Source organism: Streptomyces sp. NPDC037288 (genome assembly GCF_055603265.1).
Genome location: NZ_JBVJVY010000023.1, coordinates 51,772 through 69,228, shown reverse-complemented (window position 1 = coordinate 69,228; position 17,457 = coordinate 51,772). Strand labels below are relative to the sequence as shown.

The window sequence follows — 17,457 nt, the reverse complement described above, 5'->3', positions numbered from 1 at the left end:
ACTGGATCCGACAGAAGGAGAACCGTGACGAGCCGGCAACGAGCCACCGCGGAACCTGTCTTCAGCTGCTACGTGGAGGCCGTACTCGACGTCCTGTCCGCCGAGCCGTCCCGGCCGGCCGTCACCACCGCCGAAGGGCTGGTGATCAGCGCGGCCGAGTTCCGGGACCAGGTCCACCGGCTCGCCGGTGAGCTGGCCCAGCGCGGGGTGGCCCTCGGCACCACGGTCACCCTCCTCACCGGCAACACCGCCGAGGCCCTGGTCGCCCGCTATGCCGCCAACCTGGCCGGCGCCCGGGTCGTCGCTCTCTACGAGGGCATGAGTCCGCCGGTCATGGCCCGTGTGATGGCGAGCGTGGACTGCTCCCTGCTGCTGGTGGACCAGCAACAGGACGCCTGCGCAGGGGAGTTGTCCACGCTTCCCGGCGTACCCCCGGTGCTCTCCCTCGGGCCGAGCGGCTTCGCCGAGGACGTGCCGGCCACGGCCGCGCGACGCCCTGCGCAGCCGATGCGCGGTCTGGTGGGCCCGGACGACGACTGGTGTATCCGGCACACCGGCGGAACCACCGGCATCCCCAAGGGCATCACCATGACCCATGGCTCCTACCGGCGCAGCCTGGACCGTCCTCTCACCGGTGCCGGCGATCCGCCCCGCCATCTGGCCTGCACCTCGCTCGCCCACCTCGCCGGAATCTTCGCCGACATGGCACTGCTCCGGGGCGGCTCGGTGGTCCTGCGGCACGGTTTCGATCCCGGGGACGTACTGGCCACGATCGAGCGCGAGCGCATCACCCACACCTGGCTGCTGCCGCCGCTCCTCTACCAGCTCCTGGACCATCCCGACCTGCCCGGCACCGATCTGTCCAGCCTCTCCCGGATCAGCTATGGCGGCACCGCCGCCTCACCGGCCAGGCTGCGGGAGGCGGCCAAGGCGCTGGGCCCCGTGCTCTACGGCCTGTACGGGCAGGCCGAGGCCCAGCTCATCGCCGAAGCGGGCCCTGCGGAGCTGGAGCTGACCGGCCGCGGCGGGCAACTGACGGTCGGCCGGGCCCTGCCCGACGTGGAGATCGCCGTCCGGGACGCCGACGGCACCACCCTGCCGCCGGGTGAGCCGGGCGAAGTGCAGGTCCGCTCGCCCTATGTGATGCGCGGCTACTGGAAGCAGCCCGAGCTGACCGCCGAGGTGCTGCGCGACGGCTGGGTGCGCACCGGTGACGTCGGCTACCTCGACGAGGACGGCCGTCTCTACATCGTGGACCGGATCAAGGAGATGATCGTGGTCGTCGGCGGCCACGTCTATCCGGCCGAACTGGAGGAGCTGCTGCTGAGCCACCCCGCCGTCGCCCGGTGCGCGGTCTTCGGCAGCCGGGACGAGGACTTGGCGGAGCATGTCCACGCCGCCGTGGTGCCGGTTGCCGGACAGCGGCCCTCACTGGAGGAGATCCGCGACTTCGTCACCGCCCGCAAGGGCCGCGTCTACGCCCCCGACACCCTGCACCTGGTGCCGGACATCCCGCTCACGGCGGCGGGCAAGCCGGACAAGCGGCGCCTACTGGAACACGCCACCCTTGAGGGCTCCGACGAACGGCGACCATGAGCCGGTGGTGAAGAGGAGGACCGGGCCGTCGGGGGTCTTGCTGTCACGGACGGGGACGGCGGCGTGCAGGAGATCGTCGGAGACTTCGAGGCACTCGCCGCCGTCCGGGTTGCTGTAGCTGCTCTTGCGCCACGTCACGCCGCTCAGGTCGATGGCTCGCACGGTACTTCCTCCAACATCCGCAGGATGAACTTCCGCGACTCGGCCGGGTTCAGCGCCTGGTCGCGCATCGCATCGTACGCACGTTGCAGTCGCTCAACTGCAGCGTTTTCTTCGATCAGTTCGCCACGGTATGCGTTCTCCGTGTACGCCACCGTAGTACCGTCCGTCAGCCGCAGGAACATGACGGCAGTGCCCACCAAGCCGTGCAGACCGGAACTGTCCGGTAGCACTTGGAGGATGATGTCCGGGCGCTCCGATGCCTCTAGCAGGTAGTCCAACTGTTCCCGCCACGCCCCCGCGTCACGCAGCGGCGTGCGCAGCACCGTCTCGGCGATGAGGGCGCGAAACGGCGGGGCGTCCTGGCCCTTCAGGAGCATCCGCCGCCCGGTTCGCGCAGCGACCTGCTGGTCCAGTTCCTTGCCCTTGTAGCCGCCGAGTGCGAGCACCTCACGCGCGTAGGCGTCCGTCTGGAGCAGGCCGGGCAGGATGCTCACCCCGAAGTGCCACAGACTCACCGCCTCCCCTTCCAGAATCATGTACCGCCGGTACTGCTCCTTGAACGGCGTCAGGTCCCCCACCGCCATCTCCCACATCGCCAACAGCAGCCCAGGCGTGCCGTAGAACTCGTCCAGCGCCTCGGCGACCTCCGGACCGCCCAGCGTCTTCCCGCTCTCCAGCTTCATGAAGAGCGACGGATCCCAGCCGACCGCGTCGGCCAGTGCGCGCAGGCTTAAGCCCCGGGCGGTGCGCAGGCGCCGGAGTTCCTCCGCATAGCGCTTCCGGGGTTCCTGACTGCGTCCAGTGATCACCTTCCGCGCCGGCATGGCACACCCCTCCCCGACTCCGTAGCCGTCCGACCACGTAGCGTATCGACGGGTCACCGCTCACCGCGCCGCTTCCGTCAGAAGCGAGCTGACTCTGTCCGCGAAGCGCGGGCCCGGTACCGGTATCTCGACGCCGGGGTGCCGGGCGTAGCCACGCCGGACGGCGTGGGCGACGTACGACGTGACGACGTCGGCGCGACGGGTCCGTCGGTGCGGGCCCGGGTCGGTCAGGCCGCTGAGGACCCGCAGCACCGTGGGGAGGGACGCGTCGAAGGTGCAGCTCACCGGCGGACAGGTGCCGGTCACGGGGATGGTGTCGTGGTCGGTCGTGGCGTCCAGGCCGGTCTGGCCGTACCAGAAGGCGGCCGCGTGGGCCTCGCCGCGCGCGCGGTGGTGCAGGGAGAGGCAGTAGGCGGACGGCGTGTGTCCGGCACCGGCCGCGTACTGCCACCAGAAACGGGCCCCTTCGTCGATCCCGGCGATGTTCAGGGCGCAGCCGAGCAGCCACGCCCCCTCCGGCTCGGGGAGTTGGTCGGTCAGGAAGCGGAGTGTGCCGGGGGCGAGCGCGCCGAGGAGGGAGTCGCACAGGGTGCGCAGGTCGCGGATGGCGGCGGGGTCGGCGGGGCGGGTGTCGGCGGTGGCGACGACGCCCTGCCCGTATCCCGGGTACGCGCTGTCCTCGTAGGGGACGGTGTCGGCGGGGACGTCGGGGCGGTGGTGCAGTCGGGCGCGGGCGAGAAGGGCGTCTATGTCAGGCATGGCGGCGGGGGTCACTCCCGGGAGCCCGTGCGGCGCAGCAGGTCCTCGAGGGCCGCGCGGGCGTGGTGGTCGACGGCGTGGGTGATGGCCGGGCTCAGACCGGTGACGTAGGGGATCGTTTCCTCCAGGTCCAGGCCGCACAGGTGCCCCAGCACGACCACGTCCATCTGGTCCTGGGGAAGGCGGGCGATGGCGTCGAAGAGGTCCACCAGGTCGGTCATGACGACGAGACGGCCCGGCACGCTCTCGCTGACCTCCTCGGTGGAGAAGACGGCGGCGCGCAGGTCGGGGCGGCCGTCGCGGTGGGCGGCCCGGGCGAGCACCCGGGACCGCAGCAGGCGCCAGGCGTTGCGCCGGAGGTTCTCGCTGCTCGCGGCCGTACTCCAGGACAGCCACAGCAGGTCGAAGGTCTCGCCCACCGCCCAGCGGACGCGGTCCTCGGCCAGCAGGAAGGCGCGGGCGTAGGCGGTGTAGGGCGCACGCATCGTCTCGGTGAAGGCCTGGTGGGCCAGGGGCGGGGGTTCGGGGGCGCACGCCACCTGCTCGATGCAGTGGTCGATCCACCCCTGTTCCTTGTGGGCTTCGCGGGCCGCGGCGGTCCACAGGCGGCGCATCGGCTGGACGGGCAGACCGAGTGCGCGGATCACGCTGAACGTGATCTCCCACGCGGGGTAGTAGCCGTTGCCGCGCAGGAGTTCGCTGATACGGGTCTTGGAGTAGCCGGAGCGGTGGACGAGGTCGTCCAGGGTCAGGCCGCTGGAGCGGACGCGGTTGCGCACCGGCTCCAGCCAGGCGCGGTGGGAAAGGCCCGCGGTCGCGGAGATGGGGGCCGGTTTCCGGCCGCGCCTGCCGCCGGCCTCCGCGGGAGCCGGCCGGTCGGCGCCGTGGGGCGAGGTCATCGGGGCGGCTCCTCCCTCTCGGGCCCGGTCAGGGCCTGGACGATCTGCTGCACCAGCAGGCCCAGGGACGGGAGCAGGGTGGCCACGGCGGCGACCTGTCCCAGCACGGTCATCACCGTGCTCCACGTGAGGACCGTCACCAGGACCGCGACGGTCATCACCTTCTTACTCGACATCACGCACTTCGTTTCTGTGAGCAGGACTCACTCCAACTACCCCCCCTCGGCACGGTGTTGGAGAACCGGAGGGGGAGTCAGCATGACCCGGCCGCCGTCCGCCACGCCACGTGATCATGGAGTTACGGAACAATGAACCCGAGGGCCGGGCCGTGCCACCCGGCGCCGCCCCCGGAGCGGCGGGGCGAACGACGACTATTCAACCCATTGGGGTGAAAAGCCACTTCCGGGTGCGCAGTACCGCGGATGCGGTCCGGCCGGGCGGCGCGTACCGCTGCCGGTGTGATGTCCGTCAAGTGAGACGTGACGCGCGTTACTTACCGCTCACACAGCCGCTCCGGAGCGCTATGGTCCGCCGGAGAAGCAGACTTGGAGTGCGTTCAAAGGGGAGTCGGAGTGGCACGGAAGCTTGCCGTCATCGGGGCCGGGCTGATGGGGTCCGGTATCGCTCAGGTCGCCGCGCAGGCGGGCTGGGACGTCGTCCTGCGTGACGTCACCGACGAGGCGCTCAGGCGTGGCACCGACGGCATCAAGGCGTCGTACGACAAGTTCGTGAGCAAGGGGAAGATGCAGGCGCAGGACGCCGACGCCTCCCTGGCCCGCATCACCGCGACCACCGACCTGGACGCCGTCGCCGACGCGGACGTCGTGGTCGAGGCCGTCTTCGAGAAGCTGGAGGTCAAGCACGAGATCTTCCGCGCGCTCGACAAGCTCGTGCGCGATGACGCCGTGCTCGCCTCCAACACCTCCGCGATCCCGATCACCAAGATCGCGGCGGTCACCGAGCGCCCCGAGCGGGTCGTCGGCGTCCACTTCTTCTCGCCGGTGCCGATGATGCAGCTCGTCGAGCTGGTCCGGGGCTACAAGACCAGTGACGAAGCCCTCGCCGCCGCGCGGGAGTTCGCCGAGTCCGTCGGCAAGACCTGCATCGTCGTCAACCGGGACGTCGCCGGGTTCGTGACGACCCGGCTCATCTCCGCCCTCGTCGTCGAGGCGACCAAGCTCTACGAGTCCGGCGTCGCCACCGCCGAGGACATCGACCTCGCCTGCAAGCTGGGCTTCGGCCACGCCATGGGGCCGCTCGCCACCGCCGACCTCACCGGCGTGGACATCCTGCTGCACGCCACCAGCAACATCTACACCGAGTCCCAGGACGAGAAGTTCGCCCCGCCGGAGCTGATGCGCCGGATGGTGGATGCCGGTGACATCGGCCGCAAGAGCGGGCAGGGCTTCTACACGTACTGAGATCCGCCCGTTACCCGTACTGAGACCCGCCCGTACCCATACAACGCCGGACATTCACCCCGGGAACATCACTCCCGGGGGTGAATTCGGTATCGGTTCGCTTACAACCAGCAACCGCACCACCACTCATGCAGTCAGACGGTGCAGGCACCGTCACCGAGTACGCCAACCGCACTCAACGGGGAGCGCTTATGCACATCAGGGGCGACCATGCCGAGCTGGTCGTCGGGGGCCGCCTCGACGTCCGCAGCGCGGCGGACGCCCGTACGGCCCTGCACTCAGCCGTCGACGACGGAGTCGGCGACCTGGTGCTCGACCTGTCCGAACTGGACTCCTGGGACGCCACCGGGCTCGGGGTGATCATGGGTGCCCATCGGCGGGCCGGCCGCTGCGGTCGCCGTCTGGTGCTGCGCGGTGTCCCGCCGCAGATGCAGCGCCTGCTGGTGGCCACCCGGCTGCACCGCATCCTCGCCATCGAGGGCGGCATCGGCGTCGAGTCGCTGCCCCGGGTGTGAGGCCGGTACGGGTGTGAACCGGGCGACCAGGGAGCCCGGCAGGCCCGGGCCCGGGCAGCGAAGCGCACGTCGGGGGCAATCCTCACCGGACTGTGACGTCTCGGACCACCCGGCACCCCGCCCTGTCGGAGATACTGAGCGAAGGTTTAGGGTTCGGTCGCCCGCCGCCTCGCAACCCTCGACCGAGCGGGCCCGGACCAGAAGCGACAGCGCGGTGTGCGACAAGGCCGGGAGGGGCCGGAATCACGGGCACACAACGCTTTTGGGGGGCTGAACCCATGGAACGCATGGAACCCATGGACCCGATCAACCGGGGACCCGAGGAGCACGGTCAGGCGGCGAGCCGCCGCCCGCCCCGGGAATCCCTCACCTCCGACTTCGGCCAGAGCACGCCCGCGCTCGCCCGTACGGCGCAGCTCAACTCCGGCGACCTGCTGCTGACCGTCAACCCCGTCGACGGCAGCGAGATCGAGCCCTGCCCGCCGGTCCGGCGGCCGGCCACGCCCCGCAAGCGCACCGCCGACGAGCGCGCCGAGGCCGAGCGTGCCGCCCGGCCGCCCGTACCGCCCGGTCCCGCCCAGCCGGCGCTCTCCCTGCTGGAACGGCAGGACGAACGCGAGCGCCTGGTCCGGCTGCTGGCCCGTGGCCGCTCGGTCCGGCTCACCGGTCCCGGCGGCTCGGGCCGCACCGCACTGCTCGACCTCGTCGCCGAGGACTGCCTGGACCTCGCGCCCGACGGCGTGGTCCGGCTCACCGGCTTCCACCGCACCACCACCGACCTCCTCCACGACCTCTTCCACGCCGTCTACGACGCCCCGCGGCACCGCCCGGAACCGGACGAACTGCGCGCGCTCGTCGGCGAGATCGGTGCCGTCGTCGTCCTGGACGACATCGAGTTCGGCGGCACCGCCCTCGACGAACTGCTCGACGCCACCCCCGAGTGCGCGTTCCTGATCGGCGCCACCCCCGACGTACCGGCGCCCTCCGACGGGTCCGCGGTCGAGGAGGTCTTCCTCGGCGGCCTCGACCGGGCCGGCGGCGTGGAGATCCTGGAGCGGACCGTCGGCCGGGTCCTCACCGAGGAGGAGGCCAACTGGGCGGGCGACCTGTGGTTCGAGTCCGAGGGGCTGCCGCTGAGGTTCGTCCAGGCCGGCGCCCTGCTCCGGCAGCGGGACGAGCTGCGGGCCGGCGCCGAGGCGGTGGACGAGTACGGCGTCTTCGAGGACGTGCGCGAGCCGGTCGAACCGCCCCTGGAGCCGGCGGACGAGGTCCCCCTGCCCTCGCTCGGTGAGGCCGCCGCGCCCGCCCCGCTGCTCGCCTCCCGGCTCAGCGCCTCCGCCCGCGCCACCCTGCGCTTCGCCGTCGCCCTCGGCGGCGAGGTGCCGCACCAGGCGCACCTGCCGGCACTGATCGGCGACACCCACGCCGACGCCGCCCTCGGTGAACTCGCGGAGTGCGGCCTGGTCTCCCCGGTCGGCGCCCGCTACCGCCTCGCGGCCGGCGTGCAGACCCAGCTGGAGGCCGCCGGATACGCCGACGACACCGACGCCCAGGCCCTGGCCGCCGCCGAGCACTACACCTGGTGGGCCGGTCATCCGTCGGTCACCGCCCAGCGGGTGTGCGCGGAGGCCGACGCGGTCCTGGCCGCGCTCGCCGCGGTCGTCCCGCAGACGGCTCCGTCCGCCGAAGGGCAGGAGAGCTGCGCGGTACGGCTCGCCCGCACGGCCGCGCCCGCCTTCGCCGCCGGGCTGCACTGGGGCGCCTGGGGACGGGCCCTGCGCTCCGGCGCGGAGGCCTCCCGGCTGGCCGGTGAGGTGCGTGAACAGGCCTATTTCCACCATGAGTTGGGTGTCCTGGCGCTGTGCGGCGGACAGCTCGACCGGGCCCGCGCCGAGCTGGAGGCGTCCATCGGGCTGCGCGGGGCGCTCGCCGACAAGCGGGGCACCGTCGCCGGCCGCCGGGCCCTCGCGCTGGTCGCCGACCGCTCCGGCGAGGTGCCCGGACTCGTGGCGGCGGGGCTCGTGGCGGCGGGGGAGGAGCTGCCGGAGGTACGGCACGAGGAGTCGGCGCCGCCACCGTACGTGCCCCTCGGCGACCCCCTGGTCACCCACCGGCTCCCGGCAGCCGCCACCGCGCGGGGCAGGGGCCTCGTGCGGCTGGCCCGCCGCAACCTCGTGGCGGTCGGCTCGGGGGCGCTGCTCGCCGCCGTGCTCGGCACGGTCGTCACGCTCGGCATGACCTCCGACGACAACGCCGGCAGGAACCCGGCCGGGAAGGTCGACGTCAACCCGTCGGCGAGCCCGGGTCTGGACGACGGCAGCCTCGGCGCGGACCCGAAGAAGGACCCGGCGGCGCGCACCGGCTCGGGTCCGACCGCCGCCCGCCCGACGGACCCGGGCCCCGGCGGCCCGGTCGGCGGCCCGACCGGGTCCCGGCCGGCCACGTCCCCCTCGGCCGGCCCGGGCCACACTCGCGGCAGCGGCAGCGGCAGCGGCGGCACGTCCCCGACCCCGTCCAAGTCGAAGCCGACCAAGCCGGCTACTCCTACACCGACGAAGTCGACCCCCTCGGGCAGCCCGTCGACCCCGCCGGCCTCCAGCACACCGACACCGACGCCGACACCGACCCCCACGCCGACCCAGACGGGCGGTACGACCCCGTCCACGACGGACACGGCAAGCGGTCCGACGGCACCGCGGAGTTCGGCGAGTTCGCAGAGCGCCTCGAGCCCGGGGAGTGCGTCGGAGTCGCCGGGCGAGGTGATCTAGCCCTCCCGCCGGCCGGCCGCCGGCCCGGGGGCCGGGCTCAGAACAAGCGGAGCTTGTCGTCCTCGATGCCCCGCAGGGCGTCGTAGTCGAGGACCTGGCAGTTGATGCCGCGGTCGGTGGCGAGGACGCGGGCCTGGGGTTTGATCTCCTGGGCGGCGAAGACACCGCGGACCGGGGCCAGGTGGGGGTCGCGGTTCAACAGCTCCAGGTAGCGCGTGAGTTGCTCCACGCCGTCGATCTCGCCCCGCCGCTTGATCTCCACCGCGACCGTCCCGCCGTCCGCGTCCCGGCACAGGATGTCCACCGGGCCGATGGCCGTCATGTACTCGCGGCGGATGAGCGTGTATCCCTCGCCGAGCGTCTCGATGCGGTCGGCCAGCAGTTCCTGGAGGTGCGCTTCCACGCCGTCCTTGATCAGACCCGGATCCACACCGAGTTCGTGCGAGGAATCGTGGAGGATCTCCTCCATCGTGATGATCAGTTTCTCGCCCGCTTTGTTGACGACGGTCCACACGCCCTCGTCCTCACCCGCGCCCTCCTTCAGCGTGCAGGGCGGCGACATCCAGTTGAGGGGCTTGTAGGCCCGGTCGTCGGCGTGGATGGAGACGCTGCCATCCGCCTTGACCAGGATCAGGCGGGGCGCCGAGGGCAGATGGGCGGTGAGCCGGCCGGCGTAGTCGACCGAGCACCGGGCAATGACGAGACGCATGGTCGGCAACGCTACTCGACGCGCGCCGGTGCACGCGATTCGCCCGTCACGCTGCCTGTGGATCGCCCCAATTGTCCCTGGAAACTCTTGTTCATCCCTGGCCGATTGTGCCCGTAACGGGACCGTTCCATATACCCAATCTGCTGGTGTGGTCACCGACCGTTGCCTAACGTAGAGAACGGGAGGTCGCGGTGTGTGTACTGAGCGTGTTCGAAATAGCGAACTCCCGTACCTGTCCGGCAACCCCTGCTCCGCGGGGGTGCGAGAGGAGTACCCATGTCGCTCGACGTCTCACCGGCCCTACTCGAACAGGCCGAGCGAGGCGAGGTCGACGAAGCAGCATTCGTCGACTGCGTCCGGACCTCCCTGCCCTACGCATGGGAGATGATCAGCTCCCTGGTGGCCCAGCTGAAGGTCGACGGCGGCCCGTTCGCCGACAACCAGACGCCCCCGCCGGACGAGCAGGCACGCGGTCAGCTGCTGCGCGCGCTCGCGAGTGACGCCATACGCGGCGCCCTGCAGCGGCACTTCGGTGTGCGGCTGGCCTTCCAGAACTGCCACCGGGTGGCGGTGTTCCCGCTGGACGCCTCGGTGGACGAGACGCTGGCCCGCTTCACCTCGGTGCGCAACCAGTTGCTGAACCAGTCGCCGGAGCTCCGGGACTGCTGACGCGCAGGCCCGCCACGGCAGAGCCAGTCAGCCGCTCGCTTGCCGCTCCATGCGCGGGACGTGCCTTCAGTCCTGGGGCGGCAAGCCCCCGGGGCGGCCGGTGGGGTGGGGGCGGCTCAGCGCAGCTGGGGCAGTACCTCGGCGCCCAGCCGCCGCAGGTTCTCCTCGGTCGCGGCGAGGTCGCCCGAGCCCTCCGTGAGGAGGGCGAAACGGGAGATGCCGGTGCGCTCCGAGGTGGCCGCGAGCCGGTCGGCGGCGAGCCGCGGGGTGCCGACGGGGTGCAGGCCGCAGAGCAGCTCGGTGTAGGCGTACGGGTCGCGCATCGCCCGCTCCCGGCCGTCGACCGTCACATGCGCCTCCAGGCCCTGCTTCAGCCAGCCCGGCATCGCCTTCAGCAGGGTCTCGGCCGCGTCCGTGCGTCGGTCGGCGAGCTGGCACACCCCGGCCGAGACGTGCGCGGCGCCCGCGATCTCCTCCTCCGGCCGGCCCGCCGCCCGGGCGCAGCGCCGCCACTGGGCGACCATCTCGGCCTTCTCCTCGTCCCCGACGTGCATGCCGAGAAGCATCGGCAGCCCGCGCTCGGCGGCCAGCCGTACGCTCGCCGGGGAGGTGCAGGCGACGACGACCTCCGGTCCCGAGGTCTCCGTCAGCGCCTCCGACGGGCGCGGTACCACGGGCACCTCGCGGAAGCGGAACCGCTCGCCGGAGGCCGCCACGCGCGGCTCGCGCAGCCAGCGCAGCAGCAGATCGAGTGACTCGGGGAACCCGCGTTCGTACGCCTCAAGGCCCGCGCCGAACACCTCCAGATCCACCCAGGGCCCGCCGCGCCCGACGCCCAGGCTGAACCGGCCGCCGCTCGTCAGGTGCAGCAGCGCGGCCTGCTCGCCGAGGGCGACCGGGTGGGCCGTGGGCAGCACACTGACCGCCGTGCCGACGCGGATGCGGCGGGTGCGGCCGAGCAGCAGGGCGGCCAGGGTGACGGCGGACGGACATGTGCCGTACGGCACGAAGTGGTGCTCGGCCAGCCACACGGCGTCCAGCCCGGCCTCCTCGCTGACCTCCGCCGAGCGGACGGCCCGGTGCAGGGCCTCCCCGGGGCCCTGGCCCGGGAACTGGGCGCCCAGTACAAAACTTCCTACGTACATCGCGTTTCCTGCTTCCTTGGCTCCGGCTCGGAGCTCCCCCGCCCGGCATAACCGCCTGACACGTGCCCAGGACACGGCCTGGCGGAGAGATTTGCGGATTGTCTGCTGAATGGGTCGCCGGGGAGCGGGACTTGTACGGTTTGGTTCCGTACGCGTACCCATCGTGACGGCGCGTAGGCTGGAAGCAGCCCCTGTTTCCTGTATAGCCCCGAGAGGTGTCCCGTGTCCCCGCGTCGCAACCGACCGAAGGCAGCCGGATCATCGGACCGGAGCGCCGAGGACGACCGCGCCGGCCGGTACGGCGGCTGGCAGTCGACGGAGAGCTGGCAGGGCGAGGAGTGGAGCGTGCGTCATGTCGCCGGGGCGAGCGCCGAGGGCAAGACCTACCGCTGCCCGGGCTGCGACCAGGTGATCGCCTCCGGCGTCCCGCACGTGGTGGCCTGGCCGGAGCACTCGGGCGTCGACGACCGCCGCCACTGGCACAAGTCCTGCTGGAACGCGAAGGACCGCCGCACCACGCGGGTGCAGCGGTCCCGTAACGCGCCGAGGTTCTAGCCGGGGCGGCCAGTCGGTCCGCAGCGCCCGGCAGGTCCTCGTTCGTCGGTCGTTCGTCGGTCGGACAGGCTCACACGTCCCGGCTCTGCAGGAGCGCGTAGGCGCCCGCGTACGCGGCGGCCGTCAGGCCCAGCATGATCCACAGCGGGTCCCAGCCGGTCGGGCCGGAACCGCTCAGGGTGTTGTCGTAGAAGACGCCCAGCTGGCTCGGGATGGAGTACTTGAACAGCCACTCCCGTACGTCGGACAGCGAGGAGGTGGCCATGAACAGCGCGATGACCAGCGGCGCGAGCACCGCGCCGATCATGATCGTGATGCCGCCCGCGGAGTGCCGGACCATCGAGCCGATGAGCAGCGAGAGCAGCCCGAGCAGCGCGACGTAGAGGCTGACGCCGACGGTGTCCTTGAACCAGTCGGAGCCGGAGGGCGTGTCGGCGCTGGTGCCGCTCAGCATGGACGCCTGGACCATGCCCACGAAGGCGGACGCGGCCAGCGTGACGACGAAGGCGACGAGGAAGAACACGATCGACTTCGCGGCGAGCACCCGGCCCCGGCTCGGGCATGCGGTCATCGTCGTGCGGACCATGCCGGTGCCGTACTCCGAGGCCGTGGTCAGCACGCCGAGCGTGATGATGCACATGAGGCCGAGGAGCAGTCCGAAGAACCCGAGGGAGAGCGGGTTCGTGCCCTCCATGTTCGTCGTGTCGGCGTGGGCCTTGACCAGCGCGCCGGTCAGCAGGCCGATGCCGACGACCAGGACCGCGAACACGCCGAGCGTCCACATCGTCGAGCGCACCGACTTGATCTTCGTCCACTCCGAGGCCAGCGCGTGCCCGAGGTGGGTGCGCACGACCGGGATCGGCGAGGTGTAACCGGGGTACGAACCGCCGGGCGCCGCCTGCCAGTCGGGCGCGGCGGGGGCCTGCGGCATCGGGGGCTGGTGGGTGCTCATCGGGCGTCCTCGGGCTTGGTCAGGTCGGCGGGGGCGGAGGCGGCGGCCGGAGCCGGGGCCGGGGGAGCGGCGGCGGGCGCCTGCTGCGGCGCGGCGGGGGCCGACGGCGCGCCCGGGGCCTGCGGGCCACCCGGCGCCGCGGCCGGCGGCTGCGCCTGCGGGGCAGCGGGGGCCGGCTGGGCCTGCTGGGCGTACGGGTTGGGGGCGCCCGCCTCCGGAGCTGCGGGCGCACCCGGGGTCGCGGGGGCGCCGGGCACACCCTGGGCGCCGTATGCGCCCGCCGGGGGGCCGCCGTACGGCCCCGCGGGGGCCTGCGGCATCGCGAATGGCTGCCCGCCCTGCTGGGGCGGCGGCGGGGCGTACCAGCCGGGCTGGCCCTGGCCGGGCACCGGCATGGGCGGCTGGGCGCCGGGCGGCAGCTGCTGCTGCAGGCCCGCCTTCTGGTCGATGGTCGAGCGGTAGTCCACGGCGCCCTGCGTCATCCGCATGTACGCCTCCTCCAGCGAGGCCTGGTGCGGCGACAGCTCCCACAGCCGTACGCCCGCCTCGTGCGCGAGGTCGCTGATCCGGGGCAGCGGCAGCCCGGTCACGCGCAGCGCGCCGTCCTGCTCGGGCAGCACATGGCCGCCGGCCTCGGCGAGCGCGGTGCCGAGCTTCTCGCGCAGCTGAGGCTCGGTGTCGGGGGTGCGCACCCGTGCGAAGTCGGCGGAGTTGGCCGAAATGAAGTCCTTCACGCTCATGTCGGCGAGCAGCTGGCCGCGCCCGATGACGATGAGGTGGTCGGCGGTCAGCGCCATCTCGCTCATCAGGTGTGAGGAGACGAAGACCGTACGACCCTCGGCGGCGAGGGCCTTCATCAGGTTGCGGACCCAGAGGATGCCCTCGGGGTCGAGGCCGTTGACCGGCTCGTCGAACAGCAGCACCTGCGGGTCGCCGAGCAGCGCGGCGGCGATGCCGAGGCGCTGGCCCATGCCGAGCGAGAAGCCCTTGGAGCGCTTTCTCGCCACCTCCTGCAGGCCGACCACGCCGAGCACCTCGTCCACGCGCCGGGCCGGAATGCCGGACAGCTGGGCGAGGCTCAGCAGGTGGTTGCGGGCGGACCGGCCACCGTGCACGGCCTTGGCGTCGAGCAGCGCGCCGACCTGGCGGGGGGCGTTGGGCAGCTTGCGGTACGGGTGGCCGCCGATCGTCACCGATCCGGACGTCGGGTTGTCCAGCCCGAGGATCATCCGCATCGTCGTGGACTTGCCCGAGCCGTTCGGTCCGAGGAAGCCGGTGACGGCTCCCGGCCGCACCTGGAAGGAAAGGTTGTACACGGCGGTCTTGTCGCCGTAGCGCTTGGTCAGGCCGACAGCCTCGATCATGCTCCGCACCCATCGAAAGGTTCAGGACAGCGGGGCACACGCCCCCGTAAGGGTTAGGAGGATATCGAGCGGCTGACGGTTCCGCCCAAAAGAAAGCAAAGCCAGAGCACTACGCTGCGTACATCGCCGGGCTACTGGGCGTCTCTGCGCCTGAGGAGGACGTATCCGCCCACGAGTGCGGCGATCACCCACAGCGCCATGATCCCGAGGCCGCCCCAGGGCCCGTACGGAGCCTCGTCGCCGATCCTCGGCACCACCCGCATGATCCGGCTGCCCGCCTGGTCGGGCAGGAACTGGCCGATCTTCTTCGTGGCGTCCACGTTGCCGAGGATGTTGGAGATCAGGAAGAAGAACGGCATCAGGGTCCCCAGCGACAGCATGGGCGAGCGCAGCATCGCGGCGACACCCATGGAGAACATCGCGATCAGCGCCATGTACAGCCCGCCGCCGAACACCGCGCGCAGCACACCCGGGTCGCCGAGCCGCACCCGGTGGGAGCCGAGCATCGCCTGGCCGAGGAAGAACGCGGCGAAGGTCGTGACCATGCCGACCGCCAGCGCGAGCGCGGTGGCCACCGCGATCTTGCTGAACAGGAAGGTGGCGCGCCGCGGTACGGCGGCCAGTGAGGCCCGGATCATGCCGGTGCTGTACTCGTTTGAGACGACCAGCACGCCGAACACGATCAGGGCGAGCTGGCCGAGGGTCATGCCCGCGAAGGACACGAAGGTCGGATCGAACGACAGGCGCTGCCGTGCCGGCATCGAGTCGAACTGGCTCCGGGTCAGTCCGGAGATGAGCATGCCGAGGGCGATCGTGACGACCACGGCCAGCGACAGTGTCCACACAGTGGACGCCACCGACCGGATCTTGGTCCACTCGGAGCGGATCACCTGCACGGCCGTCATCCCTCAGCCCCTTTCCAGCCGGCGCCCCAGCCCCGCGGCGCGGGATCCGGGCCGGCGTGCGCGTGATACTCCACCGCCCCGGCCGTCAGCTGCATGAACGCCTCCTCCAGCGAGGCCTGCTGCGGGCTCAGCTCGTGCAGCACGATCCCGTACCGCGCCGCCAGCTCGCCGATCCGCTCGCCCTTGTCGCCCTCCACTTCGAGCGCGCCCGTGCCCGCCTCCACGACGGTGATCCCGTCCCCGTGCAGCACATCGAGCAGCCGCTCGCGCTGCGGCGAGCGGATGCGCACGTACGACCTGGAGTTCTGCCGGATGAAGTCGGCCATGGAGGTGTCGGCGAGCAGCCGTCCCTGCCCGATGACCACGAGGTGGTCGGCGGTCAGCGCCATCTCGCTCATCAGATGGCTCGACACGAACACCGTCCGGCCCTGTGCGGCCAGCGATCTCATCAGGGTCCGGATCCAGTGGATGCCCTCCGGGTCCAGCCCGTTGACCGGCTCGTCGAACATCAGAATGCGCGGATCCCCGAGCAGCGCCGCGGCGATCCCCAGCCGCTGGCCCATGCCCAGCGAGAACCCCTTGGCCTTCTTCCGCGCCACGGCGGTGAGCCCCACGGTGTCCAGCACCTGGGCCACCCGGCGCCCGGGGATCCCGTTGCTCTGCGCGAGGCAGAGCAGATGGTTGTAGGCGCTGCGCCCGCCGTGCACGGCCTTGGCGTCCAGCAGCGCGCCGATGTACGTCAGCGGGTCCTTCAGCTGCTGGTAGTGCCTGCCGTCGATGCGGACATCCCCGGCGGTGGGGTGATCGAGTCCGAGGATCATCCGCATGGTCGTGGACTTCCCGGCCCCGTTGGGCCCGAGGAAACCGGTCACCATGCCGGGTCTGACCGCGAAGGTGAGCCCGTCGACCGCCACCTTCTCGCCGTACCGTTTGGTCAGTCCCGCCAGCTCGATCATGCGGCCACGCTAAAACGGGACAAAGCCCCCTGCCACTTGAAGCAGGGGGCTTCGAAGACGCCCTGAAGGGGCGCGGGGCTGATGAGATATGCGGCTCCGCCGCGTGGGCGCGACCACCCACAACGGACCCGCGGATGCCCCGCGACCCGCGCCTACCGGGACTGCTGCGCCGGCACGCCGCGAGAGATGGGCTCGTCGTCGGCCGTCGTACCCGCGGCAGCGACCGCCGCACCCGTCAGCGTCGCCAGCATCTCCCGCACGTTCGTCAGCTGGGCGTTGATCGAGTCGCGGCGGTTGGTCAGCGCAGCGAGCTCCCGCTCGGATTCCGAACGGATCCGGTCCGCCTTGGCGTTGGCGTCGGCCACGATGTCCTCGGCCTGGCGCTGGGCCGTCTCCACCGTCTGGCGGGCGCGGCGCTCGGCGTCGGTGCGCAGCTTCTCCGCCTCCAGGCGCAGCTGCTCGGCGCGGTGCTCGATCTCCGCCAGCCGCTTCTCGGCCTTCTGCTGACGCGAGGCCAGGTCGCGCTCGGACTGCTCGCGGCGCTTGGCGAGGTTCGTCTCGAAATCGGCGGCGGCCTGCGCGGCCTTGGCGCGGGTCTCCTCGAAGAGGGCGTCCGCCTCCTCGCGCTTGGACTGCGCGTCCTTCTGCGCCTCGGCGCGCAGCTGGGAGGCGTCGGCCTTGGCCTTCTCGACGATCCGGACGCCCTCGTCCTCGGCCTTGTTCTTGCGCTCCGCGGCGTAGGACTCGGCGTCGTTGCGGACCTGCTGGGCCGCCGACTCGGCGAGGTCGCGGTGCTGTTCGGCCGCCCGCCGGGCCTCCTCACGCAACTCCTTGGCCTCTTCCTCGGCCAGTCGCAGGATCTTCTCGACTCGCGCGCCGAGACCCGCGTACGACGGCTCGGCGTCGGTGACCTGTGCCTGTGCGTTCTGCGTTTCGAGGTGCAGCTCCTCGATGCGCTTCTCCAGGGCGGTGATGCGGGAGAGAGCGCTGTCACGGTCGGAGACGAGCTTGGAGATACGTTCGTCCACCTGAGCGCGGTCGTACCCACGCCGCACAAGCTCGAAGCCGTAGGGGGAAGTGTCGCTCATGGGGTTCCTGTCCAATGAGACCGGTGAGGTGATAGGGGGAATCCTAGGGGCCGAAGCGGTGTGTCATCGAGCGGATACGTGTTTGATCTGGAGAATGACACCTCTTTTGGGTGGCTGACTGTCAGAGGGCTTGCCAATGAGTCGGGCAAAGCCCCCAGAAGACACCGGAT

Annotated in this window: 18 protein-coding genes; 6 read left to right on the top strand and 12 right to left on the bottom strand. The window is 71.6% G+C overall.

All coding sequences use genetic code 11. From position 1 onward, the window contains the following. Positions 1 to 24: 24 nt before the first annotated feature. Positions 25 to 1,596, top strand: coding sequence for an AMP-binding protein (locus ACZ7GZ_RS24675; protein WP_471027427.1), 1,572 nt, complete (start codon positions 25 to 27; stop codon positions 1,594 to 1,596). Here ACZ7GZ_RS24675 and ACZ7GZ_RS24670 read toward each other — a convergent pair. Genes ACZ7GZ_RS24670 through ACZ7GZ_RS24650 form a run of 5 tightly spaced genes read right to left on the bottom strand, consistent with a single transcriptional unit; the run spans position 1,549 to position 4,416 of the window. After that, complete coding sequence (locus ACZ7GZ_RS24670; protein ID WP_471027426.1) at positions 1,549 to 1,758, bottom strand: DUF397 domain-containing protein; 210 nt, start codon at positions 1,756 to 1,758, stop codon at positions 1,549 to 1,551. The two genes, ACZ7GZ_RS24675 and ACZ7GZ_RS24670, sit on opposite strands and share 48 nt — an antisense overlap. Beyond that, complete coding sequence (locus ACZ7GZ_RS24665) at positions 1,740 to 2,582, bottom strand: helix-turn-helix domain-containing protein (RefSeq protein WP_471027424.1); 843 nt, start codon at positions 2,580 to 2,582, stop codon at positions 1,740 to 1,742. Before ACZ7GZ_RS24665 ends, ACZ7GZ_RS24670 begins: the two co-directional genes overlap by 19 nt. A gap of 60 nt (positions 2,583 to 2,642) precedes the next feature. Continuing rightward, complete coding sequence (locus tag ACZ7GZ_RS24660) at positions 2,643 to 3,341, bottom strand: hypothetical protein (RefSeq protein ID WP_471027423.1); 699 nt, start codon at positions 3,339 to 3,341, stop codon at positions 2,643 to 2,645. 11 nt (positions 3,342 to 3,352) lie between these two features. Next, positions 3,353 to 4,240: a SigE family RNA polymerase sigma factor gene (locus ACZ7GZ_RS24655; RefSeq protein WP_471027421.1), complete on the bottom strand. Its 888-nt coding sequence runs from the start codon at positions 4,238 to 4,240 to the stop codon at positions 3,353 to 3,355. Then, a complete protein-coding gene (locus ACZ7GZ_RS24650; protein ID WP_351250135.1) occupies positions 4,237 to 4,416 on the bottom strand; it encodes a hypothetical protein in 180 nt (59 codons plus the stop codon). Before ACZ7GZ_RS24650 ends, ACZ7GZ_RS24655 begins: the two co-directional genes overlap by 4 nt. 396 nt (positions 4,417 to 4,812) lie before the next feature. Between ACZ7GZ_RS24650 and ACZ7GZ_RS24645 the strand changes: the two genes are divergently transcribed. The 3 genes from ACZ7GZ_RS24645 (at position 4,813) to ACZ7GZ_RS24635 (ending at position 8,944) form a co-directional block, all read left to right on the top strand. Further along, on the top strand, positions 4,813 to 5,661 hold the full coding sequence (locus ACZ7GZ_RS24645) for a 3-hydroxyacyl-CoA dehydrogenase family protein (protein ID WP_471027419.1): 849 nt from the start codon (positions 4,813 to 4,815) through the stop codon (positions 5,659 to 5,661). Positions 5,662 to 5,852: 191 nt separating this feature from the next. Next, positions 5,853 to 6,176, top strand: a complete 324-nt coding sequence (locus ACZ7GZ_RS24640; RefSeq protein ID WP_360096613.1) for an STAS domain-containing protein — start codon at positions 5,853 to 5,855, stop codon at positions 6,174 to 6,176. Positions 6,177 to 6,472: 296 nt separating this feature from the next. Beyond that, a complete protein-coding gene (locus tag ACZ7GZ_RS24635) occupies positions 6,473 to 8,944 on the top strand; it encodes an ATP-binding protein (protein WP_471027522.1) in 2,472 nt (823 codons plus the stop codon). Between the two features lie 37 nt (positions 8,945 to 8,981). On the opposite strand, the gene nucS is transcribed toward ACZ7GZ_RS24635, so the two are convergent. After that, a complete protein-coding gene (gene nucS, locus ACZ7GZ_RS24630) occupies positions 8,982 to 9,653 on the bottom strand; it encodes an endonuclease NucS (RefSeq protein ID WP_471027418.1) in 672 nt (223 codons plus the stop codon). 276 nt (positions 9,654 to 9,929) lie between these two features. Here nucS and ACZ7GZ_RS24625 point away from each other — a divergent pair, with 276 nt between their 5' ends. After that, positions 9,930 to 10,322 (top strand): SCO5389 family protein, encoded by a 393-nt coding sequence (locus tag ACZ7GZ_RS24625; protein WP_014675028.1) that lies wholly within the window; start codon positions 9,930 to 9,932, stop codon positions 10,320 to 10,322. Between the two features lie 116 nt (positions 10,323 to 10,438). Here the strand turns inward: ACZ7GZ_RS24625 and ACZ7GZ_RS24620 are convergent, their stop codons facing one another. Continuing rightward, a complete protein-coding gene (locus ACZ7GZ_RS24620) occupies positions 10,439 to 11,467 on the bottom strand; it encodes an LLM class flavin-dependent oxidoreductase (RefSeq protein WP_471027416.1) in 1,029 nt (342 codons plus the stop codon). Between the two features lie 222 nt (positions 11,468 to 11,689). On the opposite strand from ACZ7GZ_RS24620, the gene ACZ7GZ_RS24615 reads away from it, so the two are divergent. Continuing rightward, positions 11,690 to 12,022, top strand: coding sequence for an ATP/GTP-binding protein (locus ACZ7GZ_RS24615; RefSeq protein WP_471027414.1), 333 nt, complete (start codon positions 11,690 to 11,692; stop codon positions 12,020 to 12,022). A 70-nt stretch (positions 12,023 to 12,092) separates the two neighbouring features. On the opposite strand, the gene ACZ7GZ_RS24610 is transcribed toward ACZ7GZ_RS24615, so the two are convergent. The 5 genes from ACZ7GZ_RS24610 to ACZ7GZ_RS24590 form a co-directional block, all read right to left on the bottom strand. After that, a complete protein-coding gene (locus ACZ7GZ_RS24610; RefSeq protein ID WP_471027412.1) occupies positions 12,093 to 12,974 on the bottom strand; it encodes an ABC transporter permease in 882 nt (293 codons plus the stop codon). Further along, complete coding sequence (locus tag ACZ7GZ_RS24605; protein ID WP_471027410.1) at positions 12,971 to 14,338, bottom strand: ABC transporter ATP-binding protein; 1,368 nt, start codon at positions 14,336 to 14,338, stop codon at positions 12,971 to 12,973. The genes ACZ7GZ_RS24610 and ACZ7GZ_RS24605 overlap by 4 nt, the downstream gene beginning before the upstream one ends. Before the next feature lie 131 nt (positions 14,339 to 14,469). Next, the gene (locus tag ACZ7GZ_RS24600) at positions 14,470 to 15,243 is read right to left on the bottom strand and encodes an ABC transporter permease (protein WP_471027409.1); all 774 of its coding nucleotides are present in this window, start codon (positions 15,241 to 15,243) and stop codon (positions 14,470 to 14,472) included. Further along, complete coding sequence (locus ACZ7GZ_RS24595; RefSeq protein WP_471027408.1) at positions 15,240 to 16,199, bottom strand: ABC transporter ATP-binding protein; 960 nt, start codon at positions 16,197 to 16,199, stop codon at positions 15,240 to 15,242. Before ACZ7GZ_RS24595 ends, ACZ7GZ_RS24600 begins: the two co-directional genes overlap by 4 nt. Positions 16,200 to 16,351: 152 nt before the next feature. Further along, a complete protein-coding gene (locus tag ACZ7GZ_RS24590) occupies positions 16,352 to 17,287 on the bottom strand; it encodes a cellulose-binding protein (protein ID WP_471027407.1) in 936 nt (311 codons plus the stop codon). Positions 17,288 to 17,457: the final 170 nt, after the last annotated feature.